This window comes from Nonomuraea fastidiosa (assembly GCF_042751225.1).
GTDB lineage: Bacteria > Actinomycetota > Actinomycetes > Streptosporangiales > Streptosporangiaceae > Nonomuraea > Nonomuraea fastidiosa.
This window is the reverse complement of record NZ_CP170570.1, coordinates 3,414,580-3,435,610: the sequence shown is the minus strand read 5'-3', so window position 1 is coordinate 3,435,610 and position 21,031 is coordinate 3,414,580. Positions and strand designations below refer to the sequence as shown.

Here is a 21,031-nt window from a genome sequence, read left to right as displayed (position 1 = left end):
CGCTACGCCTCCTCTGGAGTCGCCGCGCGCGCGGGCGCGCAGCGGGATCTGGTGATTCTGAGATTCATGCTGGTGGCGCGACCTTCGAGAGTGCGTTGATGATCATGTCCGACGCATCGCCTCGCCGGTCGGTGAGATTACCAAGGAGTTTGAGCGCGAAGCGCATCAGCCTCGGGTGAGGCAGCCCGTGCCTGGTGCCGAAGCTCATCACGCCGGGCTTGCCGATGGCCTCGACGAACCATCTGCCCAGCGTGAAGTAACCCCCGTAGGCGTCCTTCAGCACCCGAGGATAGGTCCGCAGGGTCCGCTCCCGCTGTGCGGGGGTGGCCTCCCTGAGGGCCTTCGCGATGATCTCCGCGGCGATCTCGCCGGTCTCCATGGCGTAGGCGATGCCCTCGCCGTTGAACGGGTTGATCGACCCGCCCGAGTCTCCCACGAGCACCAGACCGCGCGTGTAGTGGGGCTGGCGGTTGAACGCCATCGGGAGCGCGGCGCCGCGGATCGGGCCCGTCATGTTCTCCTCGGTGAAGCCCCATTCCTCGGGCATCGAGCGGCACCAGCGGCGCAGCAGGTCGCGGTAGTCGATGTGCTTGAACTGGGCGCTGGTGTTGAGCAGGCCCAGGCCGACGTTGGAGGTGCCGTCGCCCACGCCGAACACCCAGCCGTAGCCGGGCAGCAGCGTGTCGCCGTCCCAGAGCTCGAGCCAGGTCTCGAGGTAGTCGTCGTCGTGGCGGGGGCTTTCGAAGTAGGTGCGCACGGCCACGCCCATGGGGCGGTCTTCGCGCTTGTGCAGGCCCATGCCGATGGCCAGGCGGGTGCTGTTGCCGTCGGCGGCGACGACCACAGGGCTGCGGAACTCGCGGCCGTCCTTGGTGGTGACGCCGACGATGTGGCCGCTGCGGTCGTCGAGCACGGGGCCGGTGACGGTGACGCCTTCCATCAGGCGTACGCCGTGCTTGACCGCGTTGGCGGCGACGATCTGGTCGAAGTCCTGCCGGGTGCGCACGAGGCCGAAGTCGGGGAAGCGCTCCAGCTTGGGCCAGTCGAGCTCGAAGCGCAGGCCGCCGCCGACCACGCGCAGGCCCTTGTTCCTGATCCAGCCGGGGGCGTCGATGTCGATGCCCATGTTCTGGAGCTGCTTGACGGCGCGCGGGGTCAGTCCGTCGCCGCAGACCTTCTCGCGGGGGAACCTGGTCTTCTCCAGGAGCAATACGTCGAGGCCGGCCTGCGCGAGATAGAAGGCGGTGGCGGAGCCGGCGGGGCCGGCGCCCACGACGATGACGTCGGCGTCGCTCATGATCGCGCCCGCTTCGCCACTCGTCGGCTGTGCGCACGCGCGACGAGCTCCTGCGCTCGATGGGTGGCTGTTGGCACGGTCACTGGACTGTCCTGTCCCTACACACGCTCGAAGGCCATGGGGTGGCGCGCCTTCGTTCCTTTGTGAACCCCTTCACAAACTTACCGGCCCGCAGTCTACTGCTTTTCGTACACATAGTGGCAGTCGGGGTACTGTTCCGTGATCCAAGGGGACGGCGTGTCGCCTGGGGCAGCACAGTCATGATCGTCACGCTAGCAGTCAAGCTCACGACGGCTCGCGGGCGGTCCCGTGAGCGATGCGCTCCTGAGACTTCCGCGCGCCGCGACCGCGCGATACGCCTCCTGGGCGCGCTCGCGCGGGTCCGAAATCCCGCCGCGCGCATTCCACGCTCCGCCGCGACGGCGGCCATACGCGCGGGGTGAACGATGACCATAATCGGCCCGGAAAATGACCGAGGGTCGCACCCGGTGAACATCCCGTGGCGCGACCCCCGAGCGGCAAATCGGGCCGGGCGGAATTGAGGTTTTCGTCAGACGCGAGCCGATGACGAAAATGAGCGCCGCCGCGGCCCCGGGGCCCAATGCTCAGGCGGGCTTGAATCCGCGGTGCATGGCGACGATGCCCATGGTGAGGTTGCGCCAGGCCACGCGTTCCCAACCGGCCTCCTGGATCGTCCGCGCAAGCGTGCGCTGGTCGGGCCAGTCGCGGATCGACTCGGCCAGGTATTCGTAGGAGTCGTCATTGGAGCCGAACACCTTGGCCACCTTGGGCAGCAGCCGCATCAGGTATTCGCGGTAGATCAGATCGAAGCCCGGCACGGTGACGTGGGAGAACTCGAGGATCACCAGCCGGCCGCCGGGCTTGGCCACCCGCAGCATCTCGCGCAGCGCCTGCCCGGTGTCGTGCACGTTGCGCAGCGCCACGGAGATCGTCACCGCGTCGAAGACGTTGTCGGCGAACGGCAGGCGCAGCGCGTCACCCGCGATGAACGGCACTCCGGGCCCCGACAGCGCGTTGCCGCCGTGCCGCCGCACCCCCGTGCGCAGCATGCCGAGCGAGAAGTCGGAGGCGATCGCCCGCGCGCCGAGCGTGGTGAACGCGTCGGTCGACGTGCCCGTGCCCGCGCCCAGGTCGAGCACCAGCTCACCGGGGCCGGCGTCCACGGCGCGGGCCACCGCCTTGCGCCAAGCCCTGACCTGCCCGAGGGAGATCACGTCATTCACCAGGTCGTAGCGCCGGGCGGTGCGATCGAACATCGCGGCGACCTCGTCCGGCCTCTTGTCCAACTGAGCGCGCGTCATGCCCACACCCTATGGCCATCAGGATATTCGACGGAAAGTAGCAACTTGATTACCGTGCGTCTGCTAAATATTGGCGAATGTTTGCCCGTGTCGCCCTTGCGGCGATCCTCAGCTCGTCCGCCGTCGCGCACGCGGGCGCGGCGGCGGCCTCCCCCGTCGCGCACCCGCGCGTGGTCTCGGCCGACCCGGTCGACACCACACCTCACGTGCTCGACGGCATCGTCAACGCGATCACGGTGGTGGGCCGCACCGTCGTCGTCGGCGGCTCGTTCAGCGAAGTGAGCGACGCAGGCCGGCGTACGACGTACCCGCGGTCCAACCTGTTCGCCTACGACCTGCACACCGGGCGCGTCCTGCCGGACTTCGCGCCCAGCGTGGCGGGCCCGGTGTACGGGCTCGCGGCCGGCGACGGCGGCACCGTCTACGTCGGCGGCGAGTTCCACGGCATCGACCACCAGCGGGCCCGCGGCCTGGCCAGGCTGCGGCTCTCCGACGGCGCGCTCGTGCCCGGCTTCGAGCCGCGCATCGGCGGCGGCATGGTGAGCACGCTCGCCAGGCACGGCTCCCAGCTCTACGTGGGCGGCGACTTCGTCAGCCCGCGCACCGCGCTGGCCAGGCTCGACGCCACGACCGGCGCGGCCGACCCGGGCTTCACGGTCACGCCGGGCGACCCGCTGACGGCGCGGGTGAAGGTGCACGCGCTGGCCGTCAGCCGGGACCGGCTGCTGGTGGACGGCACGTTCACCACGCTCGACGGCCATTCGCGGCCCCAGGTCGGGCTTATCGACATCGGCCGGCGGACGGCGAAGGTCGCCGCGTGGCGCACTTCCACGTACGCGCGCCGCTGCGCCACCGCGTTTCCCTCCTACGTCAGAGGTCTCGACTTCTCCCCCGACGGGCGCTATTTCGTGGTCGTCACCACGGGAGGCCCAAAGGGCGGGATATGTGACACAGCAGCGCGGTTCGAGACCTATGCCAAGGGCTCGAACGTCAAGCCCACCTGGGTCAACAGCACAGGCGGAGATTCTCTGTACTCCGTGGCGGTGACCGGCGCGGCCGTCTATGTGGGCGGGCACCAGCGCTGGCTGGACAATCCGCAGGGCCGCGACTCGGCCGGCCCCGGCGCGGTGTCGCGGCCCGGCATCGGAGCCATTCATCCGCGTACCGGAAAGGCCCTCAGTTGGAATCCGACGCGCGAGCGCGGGATCGGTGTGAAGGCGTTTTACGCCCACAGCACCGGACTACTTGTGGGTAGCGACACAACCAGACTCGGACGGGAGTACCATGCCCGGATTGGCATGTTCCCCCTGCCCTAGTCGTCCTGCGACTTCGGCCGCTCGAGCCTTGCGCTGAGACGTTCGCTCATGGCGTCTCGCTGCTTGGACAGCAACACGTAGCTCGCTATGCCGCTGATCACGAAAGAGGCGACGATCAGCGCCAGCGGGTTTGACAGTCCGAGCAGGAAGAGCACACCCAAGGTCACGAGAAACAGGCCGATCCGCGACGCGGTGTAAACGAGAACGGGACGCACAGGTTCGAGGTTACTCGGACCTGTGCAGCGCTCGCTCTTCGCATGGGACGCGAGCACTGCTACTGTTCCCAGTTAGGGAGTTTCGTAAAGAAACACCCACGAGAGCCCCAAAGAGGCTCTATCATATAACAATCGGGCAGTCAGCTGATAACAACCCGTGATCTTTGTAGAAAACCACGGATAAATCAGGCTTCGCTCGACACACTGGTTACCTGTCCGCCCGCTGGCAGGAAGCGGGATGCGAGGGGGAGAGATTGGTGGAGAGTAGCAGCGAGCGTCTGCTGACCCCAGGAGAGGTTGCCGCCCTCTTCCGGGTAGACCCAAAGACGGTTACACGCTGGGCAGCGGCAGGCCGCATCAGCAGTATCCGCACCCCCGGAGGGCACCGGCGCTTCCGCGAGTCGGAAGTCCACGCCCTTCTCCGAGGCGAGGACGTTCTTACGGCCGACAGGCCAGCAGGTGAGTCCCCGCGCGTCTGACGTTCCGTCAAGTCGGTGATCCTGCACGATGGACCGCTACACAGGTGGTCCGTCCCGCCAGGATCACCGCTGGCGGAACCCACTGTTCGCGTGCACTCCCGCCGACACTTCTCGTGCGGGAAGGCACTGGGGCGGCGCCAACCGCCGACCGTGGCTGGCGCCTGTCCGTACCCCTCGCGGGCGCCTGAAGCCAAGTACGCGATCACGGGTGCTCAGGTGTCCTCCTGCCGTGCCTTGTAGGCGAGGAACTCCCGCTCGAGCTCGTCGTTCTCCTCTGCCCAACGCCGGCGGCGCAGCTCCGCCTCCTCCTCCGTCAGCGACTCGGCCAGCCACTGCTCGTACTCGGGGTCACCGGGCTGGACCTCCACGTACGCGTTACCGATCAAACGCCCGTCCTGGCTGGTCAGGCTCTGCGGTACGCGCAACGTCCCGTCCGCGAGCCGGATGACGTACATGGCCGATCACCTAGATTCCGTAGCGCCGGTTGAAGAACAGCATGATGTCGAGCGCCATCCGCGTGTCACCGCCGAGCATGTCCACGAGGGCCGGACGCTGACGGGAGGCGATGGCGGCGAAGGCGTCGGCGAAGAACTCCTTGCGGCCCAGCCCGCCTCCCTGCCGGTGGAAAGTGGAGGTCAGCAGCGGCAGCGCCGCCTCGTACAGTCTCATGAACTCCGGCGAGTCCGACACCCATTCGCCGTGCGGCGAGTCCACGTCGTCGATCGCGTGGCCCACCTCGTGCATCATCACGTCGGGAGTGGGCGAGGGGCGGTCTCCGACGACGATCTTCTTGTCGCCGTACGCGCCCGCGCAGATGTCCCAGGTCGCGCGCCCCGACGGGAGCGGGGCGCCGCGTAAGTAGCCCATGTCGTCGAGGTCGGGCACTCCGCCGGGGCCGAGGTAGATGCCCTCAAGGCCGTCGGCGAGCAGCTCTTTGAGCCGGTCGGGGAGCCTGGCCAGGCTCTCGACGGCGCGCACCACCTCCACGGGCGGCGGGCCGTACCTGGCGTCCCACTGGCGGTGCAGGATCTTCTCAAGGGCCCCGCAGTGGCGCAGGCCGTCGCCGAGCGACGGCTGGTCGGGGCGGTTGGGCCGGGCTCTCAGCGGCCGGTCGGGCAGTTCGAAGTCGTCCCAGGTGTAGCGGGGCCGCTCGACAACGACGGCGGCGGGCAGCCGCTCCGCGCGCTCGCGTACCGCGAAAGCGTCCCAGGCGGCCCCTGACGGGCTCTGCGCCGCCGGATCGTCCGCGCCCGGCCACAACGGCCGGTCCAGCCTCTGCTCGCCGCCACCGGGCGGATGACCGCGCTCGGCCTTCTTCAGCTCTTTACGCCGTTCGCGCCGGTCCTGGGCCCGCTCGCGGACGTCGCGCCAGAGCGACCTGTCGGCGTCGGGCGGCGCCTCCTTACGCCGGGAGAACAAATACGATCCGCGCCGCCACCATCGCCCGCGCCGATGCCGTCCTCGGTCATTGGAGCTCTTGTCGTGAGAAAACGCCATCGCACCTCTCATCAACGCCCCTCGGAGCCCCGTGGACACCGCCGCATCGGCTTCCACGGTACGACGCAGATCTTCCGCTAGTCACCCGAAATGGGACATCAGGCAGCACGATCACGTCTCAACATGGCTTACAGTTCGGGTCATGGCAGGTGTTGTTATCGGCCTGGCTCTGCTGGCCTTCTGGCTCTTCTCGCTTTTCGACGTCGTCACGACACCGGAAGACGAGGTTAGGAACGTACCAAAACCCCTCTGGATCCTCGTCGTGGTGCTCATCCCGCTGCTGGGCGGGCTGGTGTGGATGGCGCGCGGCCGTCCGCGCGTGCCCCGCGCCGCGCGGCCCGTCACCCCCGGTCCGGGCGCGCCGAAGGGCCCGGACGACGACCCCGAGTTCCTGCGCGAGCTCGAGCGGCGGATGCGCGGCGACGACGTCTCCTGATCGGCGCGCCCGGATCCGGGCCTTCAGCGTCTAGTCGACGTCCGCGTAACTGTGCAGGCCGTCGATGAAGATGTTGACGCCGATCAGGTTGAACAGCAGGCAGCCGAACGCCACGAGCTGCACGATCACCGCAGCCCTGCCCCTCCACCCGGCCGTCGCCTTGGCGTGCAGATAGGCGGCGTAGGCCACCCACGTGATGAAGGACCAGACCTCCTTCGGGTCCCATCCCCAATAGCGGCCCCACGCCCGGTCGGCCCACAGGGCACCGGCGATGACGGCGAACGTCCACAGCGGGAAGGCGAAGATGACCGCCCGGTGGACCGCCTTGTCCAGCACCTCGCGCGACGGCAGCCGCGACAGGCCGTCGCCGCGCACCAGATAGAGCACGCCCGCGACACCGGCCAGGGTGAACAGCCCGCTCGCGATGATCGCGGCGGTCACGTGGATCGCGATCCAGTACGAGTTGAGCGCCGGCACGACCGGCCCCGCCGCGGTGTAGAACACCTTGACCGCAAGGCCCAGGCCGAGCGCCGCGGTCACCATGACGAACGCGCCGAGGAAGCGCACGTTGACGCGGATCTGGGTGACGAGGAACGCGGTCACGGCGGCGAAGCAGATGGCGACCACGAACTCGTACATGTTGCCCCACGGCCACCGGTCGACGGCCAGGCCCCGGGTGATGATGGCGGCGAGGTTGGCCGCCCAGCCGATCCAGGCGAGCACGAGCGCCACGACGCCCGCGCGGGCCGCGAGCGGCGAGCTCGGTGCGGAGGACTCGGGCCCCTCCGACAGCGTCTCCACGGGCGCCTCAGCGCCGGAGACGGCGGTCTCAGCAGCGGTGCCCGCCGATGCCGGAGCGTCGCCGGCCGTCGCGGAGACCTCGGCGGTGCTCACGGCGGTGCTCACGGCGGGGCCCGCGGCCGTCGCCCCGACGGCGACCGGCTGCCTGGACTCGACCCGCCGCTCGCTCGCGGCCCTGCCCGCCCGCGCCCGCCCGAAGGCCAGTTCCATGGCGAATCCGAGCATGGCGACGACGTAGAGCAGGACGGCTGCGACGACGAAAAGGTCGCTCAGCTCGGCGAGTTGTTCAGCGGACATCCTTCTCTCCTGCTGATAGAACCTTCACGATGTCGGCGAACTCCTCGGCGAATCCCGCCGCGGAGTTGTCGGTGCGGGTCAGCCCGCCCACCTCGACCCGGCCCTGGCCGACGCGGACGAACACCCGGCGGCGGCGGATCATGAGCGAGAGCGCGATGGCGACGACCGCCGTGGCGGCGGCCAGCAGCGCGGGCATGCGGCCCGGGTCGTACGCCGTCTGGAGCGTGATCCACTCCTTGACGCCGGTGAACTCCAGCTTGCCCAGCCCGCCCGGCAGATCGACCGACTGGCCCACGGCCAGCGGCTTGGGCGCGTCGGAGCCCATGAGCACCGGCTTGAGCTTGCGCATCACCTCGGGCTCGGCCAGCTCGTAGACCGATTGCGGCTTGCCCGAGCGCATGCCGAGGTCGCCGGAGAACGCGCCGAGTATCTGCACCTCGGGGTTGATCTTGCCGGGGAACGCCGAGGCGTACGTGCCGTCGGTGAGCGGCACGCTCGTCGGCAGGAACCGCAGCAGGAACCCGAGCTGCGACGGCTGCGCGTCGGGCGCCTTGACCACGCAGCCGGAGGTCATGGTGGCCTTGTCCTCGATCAGGCAGGGCACGGGCCCTTCGAAGGCGACCTGTCCCTTGCCGTCGGTGACGCGGAAGACGGGGGCGTAGCCGTTGCCGATGAGGTACGTCTGTGTGCCGTCGATCTCCAGCGGCTCGTTGACCTTGAGGTCGTAGTCGCGGGCCGGGGACGTCGGCGTGTCGTTGACCTTGAGGTGGGCGGTGTAGTCGAGCGCCTGACCGCGCTTGTCACCGGCGACCTGGTAGGCCACCTCGAAGTCGGTGAGCTGGAAGCTGAACGGCTCAAGGGACTCGGCGGAGACCCTGCTGCCCGGGATGAAGCGGTCGTAGGCGGCCACGGTGTTGGCGAACCCGTCGCCCTCGACGACCAGCACGTTGCCCCGGTAGCCGTAGAGCGAGCCCGCGCCGACGGCGAGCAGGATGCCGACCAGCGCGATGTGGAAGAACAGGTTGCCGGTCTCGCGGAGATAGCCCTTCTCCGCCGACACCCAGCCGTCGCCGGTGACCACGCGGAAGCGCCTCTTGCGCAGCCGCGCGGCGGCCTGCTCGACGGTCAGCTCGCCGTCGAAGGCGGCGTGGTGCGGCAGGCGCGAGAGGTGCTTCGGCGCGGCGGGCGGCTTGCGGCGCAGCTCGCGCAGGTAGACCGCGGTGCGCGGGACGATGCAGCCGATCAGCGAGGTGAACAGCAGCAGGTAGATGGCCGCGAACCAGGTGGAGGTGAAGACCTCGAAGAGCTGGAACCTGTCGTACCACTCGGCGAGCGTCGGGCTCTGCTCGTACAGCCTGGCGACCTTGTCGGGCTCGACGCCGCGCTGCGGCACCAGCGAGCCGGGCACCGAGCCGAGCGCGAGCAGGAACAGCAGGATCAGCGCCGTGCGCATCGAGGTGAGCGTGCGCCAGGCCCAGCGCAGCCAGGCCATCAGACCGAACGACGCCTGCCGCTCCGTCTGCTCCTTCTCCAGCTCCTTGACGCTCATCAGATCACCGGCTCGAACGCGCCGATCAGTCCCTGCATGGCGGCGATCATCTCTCCCCAGAGGCCGGTCACGAGCAGCACGCCGACGGCGACCATCATGCCGCCGCCGACCCTGGTGATCAGGCGCGAGTGCTTGCGGATGGCACGGAACGTGCGCAGCGCCCGGCTGTAGGCCAGCGCCGCGCCGACGAAGGGCAGGCCGAGGCCCAGGGCGTAGGCGACGGCCAGGAGCGCGCCGCGCCCCGCGCTGCCCTCGTTGAGCCCGAGCGTCAGCACGACGGCGAGCGTGGGCCCGATGCACGGTGTCCAGCCGAGGCCGAACACCACGCCGAGCAGCGGCGCTCCGGCGAGCCCTGCGGCGGGCAGCCGGTGGATGCGCACGTCGCGCATGAGGCCGGGCAGCACGCCGAGGAAGGCCAGCCCGAGCACGATGGTGAGCACGCCGAGCACCCGCGTGATGATCTCGGCGTGGCCCAGCACGACCGAGCCGATGCCGCCGAACAGCGCGCCGCTGAGCACGAACACCAGGGCGAACCCGGCCACGAACAGCGTCGCGCCGAGCACCAGCCGCCCCCGCTTGGGGTCGGCGGTCATGCCGGTCACGTAGGACAGGTAGCCGGGCACCAGCGGCAGCACGCACGGCGACAGGAAGGACACCACGCCCGCAAGCACCGCGATCGGCACGGCGAGCAGCAGCGAGCCGGAGGCGACGACGTCACTCATCGCGCACCTTGGTCACCGCGTTCATCAGGTCGGTGTACTTGACCGCGCCGAGCGCCCTGGCGGCGATGCGGCCCTGCTTGTCGATGATCAGCGTGGACGGGATCGCGGCGGGCGGGACGGTGCCCTGGAAGGCCAGCGCGACCTTGCCCGGCTGGTCGTAGATGTGCGGGTAGCCGGTCTGCTCGGTGCGCTCGAACGCCTTGGCGTCGGCCTGGCGGTCTTTGAAGTCGACGCCGAGGAACTGCACGCCGGTGTCCTTGGTCTTGGACCAGACCTCCTTGAGCACGGGCGCCTCGGCCCGGCAGGGCCCGCACCACGAGGCCCAGAAGTTGAGCACGACGACCTTGCCCTTGTGCGCGGCGAGTGAGGCCGCGCCGCCGTCGAGCGTCGGGCCCTCGATGGCCGGCGCGGGCTTGCGCTCGCTCGCCTCGAACACCTGCATCTTCCCGTCGCCCGCGACGAAGCGGGTGTCGCCGGCCTGCGGCTGGCCGCCCTGGTTGCCGGCGCAGCCCGCGACCAGCGCAGCCAGGATGAAGAGGGAGATGGACTTGGCGCGCACGGAGGAAGATCTCCTTGTACTACAACCGGTAGAGCTTCCAACCCTACCGGGACGCCCGCACGCTCCGGACATCAGGCCCCGGGGATCGACGGCCCCGTCTGCAGCGATCCCGCGGGCTCGCTGTAGCCGATGCTGATCAGCCGATCGCCGTCGAAGGTGAAGGTGGTGAGGCTGGCCAGCGCGCACTGGCGGCGGCGCGGGTCGTGCCAGAGCCTGCGGCCCTCGGCGGCCGAGCGGATGGCCCAGATCGGCAGCTGGTGGCTGACCAGCACCGTCTCGTGTCCCCTGGCGGCCGCCCTGGCGTCGTCGATCATCGACTTCATGCGCTTGACGATGGCCGGGTACGGCTCGCCCCACGACGGGCGCAGCGGGTTCCAGAAGTAGCGGTAGTTGCGCGGATTGCGCAGCACACCGAGGCCCTGCCCGACGGCGCGGCCCTCCAGCAGGTTGCCCGCCTCGATCAGCCGGTCGTCCTGGACGATCTCCAGGCCCAGCTTCTCCACGAGCGGGGTCGCCGTCTCGATGGCGCGCTCCAGCGGCGAGCTGTAGACGGCGACGATGTCGCGGCCGCCGACGGCCTTGGCGACCGTCTCGGCCATGAGCCGGCCCGTCTCCGACAGGTGGTAGCCGGGCAGCCTGCCGTAGAGGACGCCCTGGGGGTTGTGCACCTCACCGTGGCGCAGCAGGTGGACGACGGTGGTTTCAGCCATGGTGGGCACAGCCTATCCGCTCGTCCGCAGGGCCCGGTCAGGGCCCGCACCGGCGCGGCGCCGACCCTGAAAGCGGGCCCTGAAAGCGGGCCCTGAAAGCGGGCCCTGAAAGCGGGCCCTGAAAGCGGGCCGTGGAAGCGGGCCGTGGAAGAGGTCATCGGGCGGTCACTGGACGGCCCAGGCGTTCTCCTGCTTCCTGCTCGACTCCGACAGCGCGTCCACCATGGCCCTGATCGCGGGACGGCGGGCGGCGTCGGAGCGCCAGATCGCGTAGATGCGCCGCGACTGGCGCGGCAGCAGCGGCACCAGCCGCACGCCGTCGGGCACGCAGTCGCGGCCGAGCCTCGGCACGATCGCGCAGCCCAGGCCGGCGGCCACCAGCGCGAGCTGCGTGGGGTACTCGTCGGCCATGCACGCGATCACCGGCTCCAGCGCGGCGCTGCGCAGCGTGAACACCAGCCAGTCGTGGCAGACCGTGCCCGGTGACGAGCTGATCCACTGCTCGCCGTGCAGCGCGGCCAGCTCGACCTCGCGCTCGCCGGCCAGCGGATGATCGGCGGGCAGGGCGACGTCGGCCACGTCGTCGAGCAGCGTGGCCTTCGACAGGCCGTCGGGCAGCGCCATCGGGCGCGTCAGCCAGTCCTGGACGACGCCGAGGTCGAGCTCGCCCCGCGAGACCTCGCGGACGACGCGTTCCGGCTCGCGCTCGTTGAGCTGCACCCACAGGTCGGGATGGCGCTGCTTGAGCGAGGCGATCGCGCCGGGCATGACGCCGCGCGCGGCGGTGGGGAACGCGCCGACGTTGAGCCGGCCGACGACCTGGCCGCGCAGCGCCTCGAAGTCGGCCTCGGCGGTCTCGACCAGGGCGAGGATGCGCTCGGCGTGCTCGGCGAGCACCCCGGCCGCGTCCGTCAGCCGCACGCCGCGCCCGTAACGCTCCATGAGCCGGGCGCCGGTCTCGCGCTCCAGCTTGGCGATCTGCTGGCTGACCGCCGACGGGGTGACCATGAGGGCCTCGGCCGCCGCTCCGACCGAGCCGTAGACATGGACGGCGTGAAGGGCTTTGAGGCGGTTGAGGTCCAACATGTAAGCCACTCTAAACCGTTTAGCGTAGAAAGTCTCGCTTGTGGTTCATTGTGTAGCAGATGAAAATTGTTGGCATGAGAAACGTGAAGACGAAGAAGCAGCAGACCGGTTCCATCTCGTACCTGAAGGTGCTCGCCGAGCAGGCGCGCGACATGCGCATCCGGTACCAGAAGCCCACCCGGTGACCGCGCCCAGGTGAGCCCCCGCCACCTCGCCCTGGCCGTCGGACTGGCCGCCGTCTGGGGCTACAACTTCGTGGTCATGCAGGTGGGCCTACGCCACTTCCCGCCGCTGGAGTACGCGGGCCTCCGCTTCGCCATGGCGGCCTTCCCCGCCCTGCTGTTCGCGGGGCGGCCCGGCGTCGCCTGGCGCTGGGTCCTGGGCGTGGCCGCCACCCTCGGAGTCGGCCAGTTCGGGCTGCTGCTCGTGGGCATGCGCGCCGGCATGCCGGCCGGCCTGACCTCCCTCGTCCTGCAGGTGCAGGCGCTGTTCACCGTGGTGTTCGCGGTGACCCTGCTCGGTGAGCGGCTCACCGCCCGCCGCGTGCTGGGGCTGGCCGTCGCGTTCGCCGGCCTCGCCATCGTCGCCGTCGACTTCGGCGTCTCCGGCCCGCTCGGGGCCTTCCTTCTGTGCGTCGCAGCCGCAGCGGCCTGGGGGCTCGGCAACGTGATCCAGCGCCACGCCGCCCCGCCCGACTCGCTGCGCTTCATGATCTGGGTGAGCGCGTTCTCCGCGCCCCCGCTCCTGCTGCTCTCCCTGCTCCTTGAGGGCCCGCTCGTGCTCTCCTCGCCCGCCGAGGGCTGGCTGTCCCTCGTGTACGTGGCCTTCATCTCGACCCTGGGCGGCTTCGGCGTCTGGGGCTGGCTGCTGCGCCGCTACGACGCCTCGACGGTGGCGCCGTACACGCTGCTCGTACCGGTGTTCGGCATGTCGTCGGCGGTCCTGATGACCGGCGAGCCGCTGTCGTGGCCGCGCGTGCTGGCCGCCGTGCTCATCGTCTTCGGCGTCCTGTACGCCGGCACCCAGCCGCGCGGCCGCAGCGCCCTGTCGCCCTTCTGGTGGCGGCGGGACGGGCGCTGACACCCGGCCCGGCCGCCACGGGAACCGGGGTCAGAGAACGGCCGCGGCCGCCTTCGCCGCAGCCGGGAGCGCGTCGGCGATGCGGCCGAGCGCCTCGTCGTCGTGCGCGGCCGACAGGAACCACGCCTCGTACGCCGACGGCGGCAGGTAGACCCCCTGGTCGAGCATGCTGTGGAAGAACGCGGTGAACGCCTCGGTGTTCTGCGTCCGCGCCTCGTCGAAGTTCGTCACCTCGGCGTCGGTGAAGAAGATCGAGAACAGGCTGCCCGCCCGCTGCAGCCGGTGCGGCACCCCGGCCGCGCGCAGCGCCTCGGACGCGGCGTCCCCCACCGCGGTGGCCGCGGCCTCGACCTTGCGGTACGCCTCGTCGTCCAGGTTGCGCAGCGTGGCCAGGCCCGCGGCGCAGGCCAGCGGGTTGCCCGACAGCGTGCCCGCCTGGTAGACGGGGCCCTCGGGCGCGAGGTGGGCCATGATGTCGGCCCGGCCGCCGAACGCCGCCGCCGGCAGCCCGCCGCCCATGACCTTGCCGAACGTCATCAGGTCGGCGTCGACCGGGTCGAGGCCGTACCAGCCGGCCTTGGAGACGCGGAAGCCGGTCAGCACCTCGTCGACGATGAGCAGCGCGCCGTGCCGGGTGCACAGCTCGCGCAGGCGGGCGTTGAAGCCGTCGCGCGGCGGCACGACGCCCATGTTGGCCGGGCACGCCTCGGTGATCACGCACGCGATCTCGGCCGCCTCGAACGCCGCCTCCACTGCCGCGATGTCGTTGTACGGCAGCACGATCGTGTCGGCCGCCGACGCCCCCGTCACGCCCGGCGTGTCGGGCAGCCCGAACGTCGCCACCCCCGAGCCCGCCGAGGCCAGCAGCGCGTCCACGTGGCCGTGGTAGCAGCCGGCGAACTTGATCACCTTGGACCGGCCGGTGAAGCCCCTGGCCAGGCGTACCGCGCTCATCGTCGCCTCGGTGCCGGAGCTGACCAGGCGCACCTTCTCGACCGGGGCGACCCTGGCCACGATCTCCTCGGCCAGCTCGACCTCGCCCGGCGTGGCCGTGCCGTAGGAGAAACCGGCCGCCACGGCCTCGGAGACGGCCTCGACGACGGCCGGGTGGCGGTGACCCAGGATCATCGGACCCCAGGAGCAGATCAGGTCGACGTAGCGGTTGCCGTCGGCGTCGGTGATGTAGGGGCCCTGCCCCGAGACCATGAACCGCGGGGTGCCGCCCACCGCTCCGAACGCGCGCACCGGGGAGTTGACGCCTCCCGGGACGGCGTCGCGGGCGCGGGCGAACAGGTCTTCGGAGTTCTTCGTACGACTCACCCACCCAGGGTAGCCGCAGGTACGCCCGCTCCCAGGAGCGGGCACGGGCGGCACCGCAGCCGAACGGCGCTCGCAGAAGCCGGGCGGCGGACCGCAGGCGGGCCGGAGCCGCAGGACGCCGCCGAAGGGCCCGGAGCCGCGGGGCTCAGTCGGCGAGCCACTCCAGGATGCGCAGCGGGTCGGGCAGCGGCCGGCCGTCCGGCGGGCGCAGCCAGCTCACGGACTGCCCGTTGGGCATCGTGGACGGCGGGGCGAGGACGTAGCTGTCGCGGCAGTGCCAGCGCAGCCCAGGCGTGTCGTCGATGGTGGCCGGGTCGCAGTCGAGGTGGCAGGACCACCACTCGTCTTCGTCCTCGGGGTTACCGCGCGTGGCGACATAAAACAAGACCCGGTCGCCTCTGGCGGCGACCGGGCCCGGGTGTGCCCCGGCGGCGTCGATTCGGGTGAGCGCCGACAGGCCGGCGGCGAGCGGTACGTCGAAGACGTCGAACACGCGGCCCGTGGGCAGGATGATGTTGGTCTCGGGCTCGTTCTGCCACCAGCGCGTGAGCACCGCCGCGTCGGTCGTGGCCTGCAGGTGCCAGGCGGGCGACAGCGGATGCGCGCCCGGGTCGGGACAGCCGAGCCGGTCACAGGAACACGCGCGCGGGCCCTGACGCAGCGGGTGGGCGCCGGGCACGACCGGCCAGCCCATGGCGGCGTATTCGAGCACGGTCTCGATGCGCGTCGGCCGGGACCGCTTTTTGGTACGCCGAGCCAGAGGTACCCCCACCATGGTCTCTCCCGTCAGAAAAGTCACAGCGCCTGAGGAGGTCCCGGATCCGGGTGGCCGGCGGGCCGCTGACGGCGGCCGGCCGCAGGGCAGCAACAGCCTGCGCCTGCATCACACGCGGGACACACCAGCACTTGTCATGCAACTCTAACCCACACGCCCCAGGCGTTGACGGGAAACCCCTTGGTTAGAGCGTGCGCGCCACTTCCGTCGCCCAGTAGGTGAGGATCAGGTCGGCCCCCGCCCGCTTGATCGCGACCAGCGACTCGTTGATCGTCCGCTCGCGGTCGATCCAGCCGTTGGCGGCGGCGGCCTCGATCATCGCGTACTCGCCGCTCACCTGGTAGGCGGCCACCGGCACGTCCACCTCGTCGCGGACGCGGGTGATGACGTCGAGGTAGGGCATGGCGGGCTTGACCATGACGGCGTCGGCGCCTTCTGCCAGGTCGAGCCTGACCTCGCGCAGTGCCTCCTCCAGCGGGCCCGCCGGGTCCTGCTGGTGGGTGCTGCGGTCGCCGAACTGCGGCGCGCACTCGGCGGCGTCGCGGAACGGGCCGTAGAAGGCGGAGGCGTACTTGACGGAGTACGCCAGGATCGGCACGTTCGTGTGGCCCGCCTTGTCGAGCGCGGCCCTGATGGCGCCCACCTGGCCGTCCATCATGCCGCTCGGCGCCACCATCTGGGAGCCGGCCTCGGCCTGCGCCACCGCGATGGAGGCGTACCGCTCGAGCGTGGCGTCGTTGTCGACGTCGCCCGATGGGGTCAGGATGCCGCAGTGCCCGTGGTCGGTGAACTCGTCGAGGCACGTGTCGGCCATCACCACGAGCGCGTCGCCGACCTCCGACACCACGTCGCGCAGCGCCACCTGCAGCACGCCGTCGGGGTCGTCGGCGGCCGAGCCGCGCGCGTCCTTCACCGCGGGCACGCCGAACAGGATGACGCCGCCCACCCCGGCCTCGGCGGCCTCATGGGCGGCCTTGCGCAGCGAGTCGCGGGTGTGCTGGTAGACGCCCGGCATCGAGGCCACCGGCTGCGGCTCGGTGATGCCCTCCTTGGCGAACAGCGGCAGGATCAGGTCCGCGGGGTGCAGCCTGGTGCCCGAGACCATGCGGCGCATCGCCGGGCTGCTGCGCAGCCTGCGCGGGCGGGCGATGGGGAACTGCGCGCTCATCTGGCTCTCCTCCTCGCGCCACGGCGGTTCTGCGAGGGACGGCGCGGCGTGTCGCCGGCCGCCAGCGCCGCCTGGCGCTGCTTGGCTCCGAACTCGGCCAGCGCGGCGGCCAAGGCGGTGGCGGATGGCTTGTCGGCCATGACGTCGACCCTGAGCCCGAACTCCTCGGCCGTCTTGGCCGTCTGCGGCCCGATCACGGCGATCACGGTGACGTTGTGGGGCTTGCCGGCGATGCCCACGAGGTTGCGGACCGTGGACGACGAGGTGAAGAGCACGGCGTCGAAACCGCCGCCCTTGATGGCCTCGCGGATCGGCGCTGGCGGCGGCGCGGCGCGGACCGTGCGGTAGGCGGTGACGTCGTCGCACTCCCAGCCCAGCTCGGTGAGCCCCGCCACGAGCGTGTCGGTGGAGATGTCGGCCCTCGGCAGCAGCACGCGGTTGATCGGGTCGAGCATGGAGTCGTACGGCGGCCACTCGGCCACCAGCCCCTCCGACGACTGCTCGCCGGAGGGCAGCAGGTCGGGCTTGACCCCGAACTCGACCAGCGCCTTGGCGGTGGCCTCGCCCACGGCCGCGACCTTCAGCCCGGCGAAGGCGCGCGCGTCGAGCCCGTACTCCTCGAACTTCTCGCGCACCGCCTTGACGGCGTTGGCGCTGGTGAAGGCCACCCACTCGTAGCGCCCGGTGACCAGGCCCTTGATCGCGCGGTCCATCTGCTGCGGGGTGCGCGGCGGCTCGACCGAGATGGTCGGCACCTCCTCGGGCACCGCGCCGTAGGCCACGAGCTGCTCGGACAGGCTGCGGGACTGCTCCTTCGTCCGCGGGACCAGCACCCGCCAGCCGAACAGCGGCTTGGTCTCGAACCACGACAGCTTGTCCCGCTGGGCGACGGCGTCGCCGACCACGATCAGCGCGGGCTCGGTGAACCCGGCGTGCTTGAGGTCGGCCTGCAGCCGGCCGAGCGAGGAGACCACGGTGTACTGCTCGGTGGTGGTGCCGCCGCTGCTGACCGCCACGGGCGTGGTGTCGGGCTTGCCGCCGGCGATCAGCGCCTTGCCGATGGCCACCGCGTCGGAGACGCCGTTGTAGATGACCAGCGTGCCCTTGCAGCCGGCGTGCACGGCCCAGTCCTGCTCCTGGGCGGCGTCGACGATCCTGAACTCGGGCACGTCGCTCGCCGGCGGGATGCCGGCGTAGGCGAGCACGGCGGTCGCGGGCGGCACGCCGGGCACGATCTCGAAGTCCACCTCCGCCGCGGTGCAGGCCGCGGCCTCCTCGGAGATCGAGGAGAACAGCATGGGGTCGCCGGGGCACAGGCGCACCACGAGCTGGCCGCGCGCGGCGCGCTGCACGAAGTCGCCTTCGGCGACCTCGACGCCCTCGCGGCAGTGGCGCAGCAGCGGTCTTTGCGTCTCGGAGTCGAGCACCACCGCGTCGGCCTTGCCGAGCAGCTCGGCGGCGCGGACCGTGAGCAGATTGGGATCGCCGGGACCCGCGCCGACGAACGCGACGAATCCGGAGGTTGGACTATCGGAGCTCAATGGGAATGCTCCCCCATCAATCTGTCGGCCCCTTCGGCGATCATCTCGGCCGCGAGGCGGCGGCCCAGGTTCGCTGCCTCCGAAGGAGAGCCGGCGGCGGACTTGCGGACCGCTTCGCGGCCGTCGATGGAGACGACCACAGCGGTCAGGTTCAGAGTGTGCCCGTCATCGAACGCGAAAGCACCCACCGGAGCCGAGCAGCCGGCTTCGAGTGCGCTCAGCAGGGCGCGTTCGGCGGTGACGGCCGAGCGGGTGGCCGGGTCGTCGAGCACGGACAGCGCCTCGACGAGGCCGGGCCGGTCGGCGCGGCACTCCACGGCCAGCGCGCCCTGGCCGGGAGCGGGCAGCAGCTCCTCGATCTCGAAGATTTGCGCGATGTCGGCGGCCCTGCCGATCCTGGTCAGCCCGGCGGAGGCGAGCACGACCGCGTCGAGCTCGCCCGAGGTGACCTTGCCGATGCGCGTGTCGGCGTTGCCGCGGATCGGGACGTATTCGAGGTCGGGGCGCAGCGCGCGCAGCATGGCGACGCGGCGCGGCGAGCCGGTGCCGACCTTGGCGCCCGGCTGGAGGTCGGCGAACTTGTGCAGGCTGACGAGCGCGTCGCGGTGGTCGTGGCGGGGCGGCAGCGCGGCCAGCGTGAAGCGCGGGTCCTGCGTCGTCGGCAGATCCTTCAGCGAGTGGACGGCGAAGTCGATCTCGCCTTCGAGCAGCTTGTCGCGCAGCGCGCTGACGAACACGCCGGTGCCGCCGAGCTGCGCGAGGTGCGCCTTGGTGACGTCGCCGTACGTGGTGATGCCCACCAGCTCGACAGGGGTCCCGGTGCGCTCGGTGAAGGCGTCGGCCACCATCTGGGACTGCGTGGTCGCGAGGAGGCTGCGCCGGGTGCCGAGTCGCAGAGCGGGCCTCGTCACAGCTCCACCTCCCTCACGGCCTCGGGCATCTTCGGATCCAGGTTGAACAACTCGCGCAGGGCTTCCGCATAATGATCGCCCCCCGGGCAGGTGGCGAGCTGCTTGACACGCACGGTGGGCTCGTGGAGCAGCTTGTCCACCACCCGCTGGACGGTCATGGCGACCTCGTCGCGGGTGCGCTCGTCGAGGTCGGGCACCCGCATGAGCAGGCGGCCCAGCTCCGACTCGACGACGCCCGCCGCCTTGCTGCGCAGCGCCACCACGGTCGGCGTCACTCTGGAGGCCCGCTCGGCGTCGAGGTAGGCGCGCAGCTCCTCGGCCACCAGGGCGCGCACGGCGGGCACCGCGTCGCCCTCGCGCGAGCCGATGCCGGACTCCTGGATGGTCTCCAGGTCGACCAGCGTGACCCCCGGCACCTCGCGCACGGCCGGATCGATGTCGTGCGACAGCGCCAGGTCCAGCAGAAACACCGGCTTGACCAGCATATCCGCCGTGACGATGTGCCTGCCCGCGCCGGTGCAGGCGATCACGATGTCGGCGTGCGCCAGCTCGTCGGCCACGGCGGAGAACTCGACGGCCCGCCCGCCGACGGACGCGGCGAGCCGGGCGCCCCGCTCGTACGTGCGGTTGGCCACGACGATGTCGGTGACCCCGGAGCGCGCGAGCGTCGCGGCGGCCAGCGAGCTCATGGAGCCGGCGCCGATGACCAGCGCCCGCCGCCCGGCCAGCTCGCCCGCCAGCGCGAGCCCGGCGGAGACGAGGGACGCGCCGTGCTTGTCGATGCCGGTCTCGTGGTGTGCGCGCTTGCCCACCCGCAGCGCCTGCTGCACCAGCTCGTTGAGTGTGGCGCCGACGGTGCCCTGGCGCTGGGCGAGCTTGAGCGCCTGGCGCACCTGGCCGAGGATCTGCCCCTCGCCGACGACCATGGAGTCGAGGCCGCACACCACAGAGAACAGGTGCTCGACCGCCCGTTCCTCGTAGTGGACGTACAGGTGCGGGATGAGCTCCTCCACCGGGACGCCGGAGTGCACGCCGAGCAGCCCGCTGATCGACGTGACGGCGGCGTGGAAGCGGTCGACGGCGGCGTAGACCTCGACCCTGTTGCAGGTGGAGACCACCATGGCCTCCGCCACGCAGGGATCGTGCTGCACGTCGTGCAGGAGCTTGACGAGGGCGTCACCGGTGACGGAGACGCGCTCGAGGAGTCCCACCGGTGCGGTCCGGTGGCTGAGCCCGACAGCCAGAACGCTCATTGACCGTCCACCGCCATGAGTGGCCCCCCAGCCTTGCGTTGCTCGTGGAACGCGAGAATCTGCAGTTCGATTGACAGGTCGACTTTCCGTACATCGACGGTCTCCGGCACGGAGAGCACGACGGGGGCGAAATTCAGAATGCTGGTCACGCCCACGGCGACAACGCGATCGCACACTTCCTGCGCCGCTGCCGCCGGTGTCGCCAGAACCACGATCGAAACTCCACGCCGTTTGATCACGGCTTCCAAGTCGTCGATGTGCTCAACATTCAACCCCGCGATGGTCTCGCCCACGACTTCGGGGTCGGCGTCCACGAGCGCCGCGACCCGGAAGCCCCTGGAGACGAAACCTCCGTAGTTGGCCAGCGCGCGGCCGAGGTTACCGACTCCGACGATCGCGACCGCCCAGTCCTGCGTCAGGCCGAGCTCGCGGGAGATCTGGTAAACGAGGTACTCGACCTCATAGCCTACGCCGCGGGTGCCGTACGAGCCGAGGTGCGAAAGGTCCTTGCGGAGCTTGGCGGAGTTGACCCCCGCCGCGTTGGCGAGGTCTTCCGAGCTCACGGTCGCGATGCCCCGCTCGGCCATCCCGTGCAGCGCCCTGAGGTAAAGCGGAAGCCTGGCGACCGTCGCCTCGGGGATGCCGCGGTCACGGGGCTGGGACGGGCGGCTCTTCACGTGCCGGTGCTCCAGGGGAC

The 21,031-nt window shown here is 70.8% G+C and carries 22 protein-coding genes; 4 read left to right on the top strand and 18 right to left on the bottom strand.

Features of this window, described 5'->3' with window-relative positions; genetic code table 11:
* Nucleotides 1-64: 64 nt before the first annotated feature.
* Nucleotides 65-1,297, bottom strand: coding sequence for a geranylgeranyl reductase family protein (locus tag ACFMQL_RS15715; protein ID WP_378785971.1), 1,233 nt, complete (start codon nt 1,295-1,297; stop codon nt 65-67).
* Between the two features lie 605 nt (nt 1,298-1,902).
* Entirely contained in the window at nt 1,903-2,619 is a 717-nt protein-coding gene (locus ACFMQL_RS15710) for a demethylmenaquinone methyltransferase (RefSeq protein WP_364062317.1), read from the bottom strand.
* 77 nt (nt 2,620-2,696) lie between these two features.
* On the opposite strand from ACFMQL_RS15710, the gene ACFMQL_RS15705 reads away from it, so the two are divergent.
* Nucleotides 2,697-3,935 carry a hypothetical protein gene (locus tag ACFMQL_RS15705; protein WP_364062314.1) on the top strand — a complete coding sequence of 413 codons (1,239 nt, stop codon included), beginning with the start codon at nt 2,697-2,699 and terminating at the stop codon, nt 3,933-3,935.
* On the opposite strand, the gene ACFMQL_RS15700 is transcribed toward ACFMQL_RS15705, so the two are convergent.
* Entirely contained in the window at nt 3,932-4,150 is a 219-nt protein-coding gene (locus tag ACFMQL_RS15700) for a DUF4229 domain-containing protein (RefSeq protein ID WP_364062311.1), read from the bottom strand. The genes ACFMQL_RS15705 and ACFMQL_RS15700 overlap by 4 nt on opposite strands.
* A gap of 257 nt (nt 4,151-4,407) precedes the next feature.
* On the opposite strand from ACFMQL_RS15700, the gene ACFMQL_RS15695 reads away from it, so the two are divergent.
* Nucleotides 4,408-4,629, top strand: a complete 222-nt coding sequence (locus ACFMQL_RS15695; protein WP_026214226.1) for a BldC family transcriptional regulator — start codon at nt 4,408-4,410, stop codon at nt 4,627-4,629.
* A 212-nt stretch (nt 4,630-4,841) separates the two neighbouring features.
* Here ACFMQL_RS15695 and ACFMQL_RS15690 read toward each other — a convergent pair whose 3' ends face one another.
* Together ACFMQL_RS15690 and ACFMQL_RS15685 are read right to left on the bottom strand one after the other, a co-directional pair.
* Nucleotides 4,842-5,084 carry a hypothetical protein gene (locus ACFMQL_RS15690; RefSeq protein ID WP_364062308.1) on the bottom strand — a complete coding sequence of 81 codons (243 nt, stop codon included), beginning with the start codon at nt 5,082-5,084 and terminating at the stop codon, nt 4,842-4,844.
* A 10-nt stretch (nt 5,085-5,094) separates the two neighbouring features.
* Entirely contained in the window at nt 5,095-6,048 is a 954-nt protein-coding gene (locus tag ACFMQL_RS15685) for a hypothetical protein (RefSeq protein ID WP_364062305.1), read from the bottom strand.
* Nucleotides 6,049-6,268: 220 nt separating this feature from the next.
* Between ACFMQL_RS15685 and ACFMQL_RS15680 the strand changes: the two genes are divergently transcribed.
* A complete protein-coding gene (locus ACFMQL_RS15680; protein ID WP_364062302.1) occupies nt 6,269-6,562 on the top strand; it encodes a PLD nuclease N-terminal domain-containing protein in 294 nt (97 codons plus the stop codon).
* A 30-nt stretch (nt 6,563-6,592) separates the two neighbouring features.
* Here ACFMQL_RS15680 and ccsB read toward each other — a convergent pair whose 3' ends face one another.
* The 6 genes from ccsB to ACFMQL_RS15650 form a co-directional block, all read right to left on the bottom strand.
* Nucleotides 6,593-7,660, bottom strand: a complete 1,068-nt coding sequence (gene ccsB / locus ACFMQL_RS15675) for a c-type cytochrome biogenesis protein CcsB (RefSeq protein ID WP_364062299.1) — start codon at nt 7,658-7,660, stop codon at nt 6,593-6,595.
* On the bottom strand, nt 7,650-9,209 hold the full coding sequence (locus ACFMQL_RS15670) for a cytochrome c biogenesis protein ResB (RefSeq protein WP_378785970.1): 1,560 nt from the start codon (nt 9,207-9,209) through the stop codon (nt 7,650-7,652). Before ACFMQL_RS15670 ends, ccsB begins: the two co-directional genes overlap by 11 nt.
* Nucleotides 9,209-9,931 (bottom strand): cytochrome c biogenesis protein CcdA, encoded by a 723-nt coding sequence (locus tag ACFMQL_RS15665; RefSeq protein WP_364062293.1) that lies wholly within the window; start codon nt 9,929-9,931, stop codon nt 9,209-9,211. The genes ACFMQL_RS15670 and ACFMQL_RS15665 overlap by 1 nt, the downstream gene beginning before the upstream one ends.
* Nucleotides 9,924-10,490: a TlpA disulfide reductase family protein gene (locus tag ACFMQL_RS15660; RefSeq protein WP_364062290.1), complete on the bottom strand. Its 567-nt coding sequence runs from the start codon at nt 10,488-10,490 to the stop codon at nt 9,924-9,926. The genes ACFMQL_RS15665 and ACFMQL_RS15660 overlap by 8 nt, the downstream gene beginning before the upstream one ends.
* Before the next feature lie 71 nt (nt 10,491-10,561).
* Nucleotides 10,562-11,200 (bottom strand): histidine phosphatase family protein, encoded by a 639-nt coding sequence (locus ACFMQL_RS15655; protein ID WP_364062288.1) that lies wholly within the window; start codon nt 11,198-11,200, stop codon nt 10,562-10,564.
* 165 nt (nt 11,201-11,365) lie between these two features.
* Nucleotides 11,366-12,286: a LysR family transcriptional regulator gene (locus ACFMQL_RS15650; protein WP_378785969.1), complete on the bottom strand. Its 921-nt coding sequence runs from the start codon at nt 12,284-12,286 to the stop codon at nt 11,366-11,368.
* A 195-nt stretch (nt 12,287-12,481) separates the two neighbouring features.
* On the opposite strand from ACFMQL_RS15650, the gene ACFMQL_RS15645 reads away from it, so the two are divergent.
* On the top strand, nt 12,482-13,366 hold the full coding sequence (locus ACFMQL_RS15645; RefSeq protein ID WP_364062283.1) for an EamA family transporter: 885 nt from the start codon (nt 12,482-12,484) through the stop codon (nt 13,364-13,366).
* A gap of 30 nt (nt 13,367-13,396) precedes the next feature.
* On the opposite strand, the gene hemL is transcribed toward ACFMQL_RS15645, so the two are convergent.
* From hemL to ACFMQL_RS15610, 7 genes are all read right to left on the bottom strand, one after another.
* Nucleotides 13,397-14,686, bottom strand: a complete 1,290-nt coding sequence (gene hemL, locus ACFMQL_RS15640) for a glutamate-1-semialdehyde 2,1-aminomutase (protein ID WP_378785968.1) — start codon at nt 14,684-14,686, stop codon at nt 13,397-13,399.
* Nucleotides 14,687-14,831: 145 nt separating this feature from the next.
* Entirely contained in the window at nt 14,832-15,461 is a 630-nt protein-coding gene (locus tag ACFMQL_RS15635) for a bifunctional DNA primase/polymerase (RefSeq protein WP_378785967.1), read from the bottom strand.
* 184 nt (nt 15,462-15,645) lie between these two features.
* A complete protein-coding gene (gene hemB / locus ACFMQL_RS15630) occupies nt 15,646-16,629 on the bottom strand; it encodes a porphobilinogen synthase (protein ID WP_364062274.1) in 984 nt (327 codons plus the stop codon).
* A complete protein-coding gene (locus tag ACFMQL_RS15625) occupies nt 16,626-18,170 on the bottom strand; it encodes a bifunctional uroporphyrinogen-III C-methyltransferase/uroporphyrinogen-III synthase (protein WP_364062271.1) in 1,545 nt (514 codons plus the stop codon). Before ACFMQL_RS15625 ends, hemB begins: the two co-directional genes overlap by 4 nt.
* Nucleotides 18,167-19,081 (bottom strand): hydroxymethylbilane synthase, encoded by a 915-nt coding sequence (hemC, locus tag ACFMQL_RS15620; protein WP_364062268.1) that lies wholly within the window; start codon nt 19,079-19,081, stop codon nt 18,167-18,169. Before hemC ends, ACFMQL_RS15625 begins: the two co-directional genes overlap by 4 nt.
* The gene (locus tag ACFMQL_RS15615) at nt 19,078-20,334 is read right to left on the bottom strand and encodes a glutamyl-tRNA reductase (protein ID WP_364062265.1); all 1,257 of its coding nucleotides are present in this window, start codon (nt 20,332-20,334) and stop codon (nt 19,078-19,080) included. The genes hemC and ACFMQL_RS15615 overlap by 4 nt, the downstream gene beginning before the upstream one ends.
* Nucleotides 20,331-21,011: a redox-sensing transcriptional repressor Rex gene (locus ACFMQL_RS15610; protein WP_364062262.1), complete on the bottom strand. Its 681-nt coding sequence runs from the start codon at nt 21,009-21,011 to the stop codon at nt 20,331-20,333. Before ACFMQL_RS15610 ends, ACFMQL_RS15615 begins: the two co-directional genes overlap by 4 nt.
* Nucleotides 21,012-21,031 lie beyond the last annotated feature (20 nt).

Coding starts and splice junctions, on each gene's coding strand:
- ACFMQL_RS15715 (WP_378785971.1), bottom strand. CDS start 1,297: ATGAGCGACGCCGACGTCATCGTCGTGGGCGCCGGCCCCGCCGGCTCC.
- ACFMQL_RS15710 (WP_364062317.1), bottom strand. CDS start 2,619: ATGACGCGCGCTCAGTTGGACAAGAGGCCGGACGAGGTCGCCGCGATG.
- ACFMQL_RS15705 (WP_364062314.1), top strand. CDS start 2,697: ATGTTTGCCCGTGTCGCCCTTGCGGCGATCCTCAGCTCGTCCGCCGTC.
- ACFMQL_RS15690 (WP_364062308.1), bottom strand. CDS start 5,084: ATGTACGTCATCCGGCTCGCGGACGGGACGTTGCGCGTACCGCAGAGC.
- ACFMQL_RS15680 (WP_364062302.1), top strand. CDS start 6,269: ATGGCAGGTGTTGTTATCGGCCTGGCTCTGCTGGCCTTCTGGCTCTTC.
- ccsB (WP_364062299.1), bottom strand. CDS start 7,660: ATGTCCGCTGAACAACTCGCCGAGCTGAGCGACCTTTTCGTCGTCGCA.
- ACFMQL_RS15670 (WP_378785970.1), bottom strand. CDS start 9,209: ATGAGCGTCAAGGAGCTGGAGAAGGAGCAGACGGAGCGGCAGGCGTCG.
- ACFMQL_RS15665 (WP_364062293.1), bottom strand. CDS start 9,931: ATGAGTGACGTCGTCGCCTCCGGCTCGCTGCTGCTCGCCGTGCCGATC.
- ACFMQL_RS15655 (WP_364062288.1), bottom strand. CDS start 11,200: ATGGCTGAAACCACCGTCGTCCACCTGCTGCGCCACGGTGAGGTGCAC.
- ACFMQL_RS15650 (WP_378785969.1), bottom strand. CDS start 12,286: ATGTTGGACCTCAACCGCCTCAAAGCCCTTCACGCCGTCCATGTCTAC.
- ACFMQL_RS15635 (WP_378785967.1), bottom strand. CDS start 15,461: ATGGTGGGGGTACCTCTGGCTCGGCGTACCAAAAAGCGGTCCCGGCCG.
- hemB (WP_364062274.1), bottom strand. CDS start 16,629: ATGAGCGCGCAGTTCCCCATCGCCCGCCCGCGCAGGCTGCGCAGCAGC.
- ACFMQL_RS15615 (WP_364062265.1), bottom strand. CDS start 20,334: ATGAGCGTTCTGGCTGTCGGGCTCAGCCACCGGACCGCACCGGTGGGA.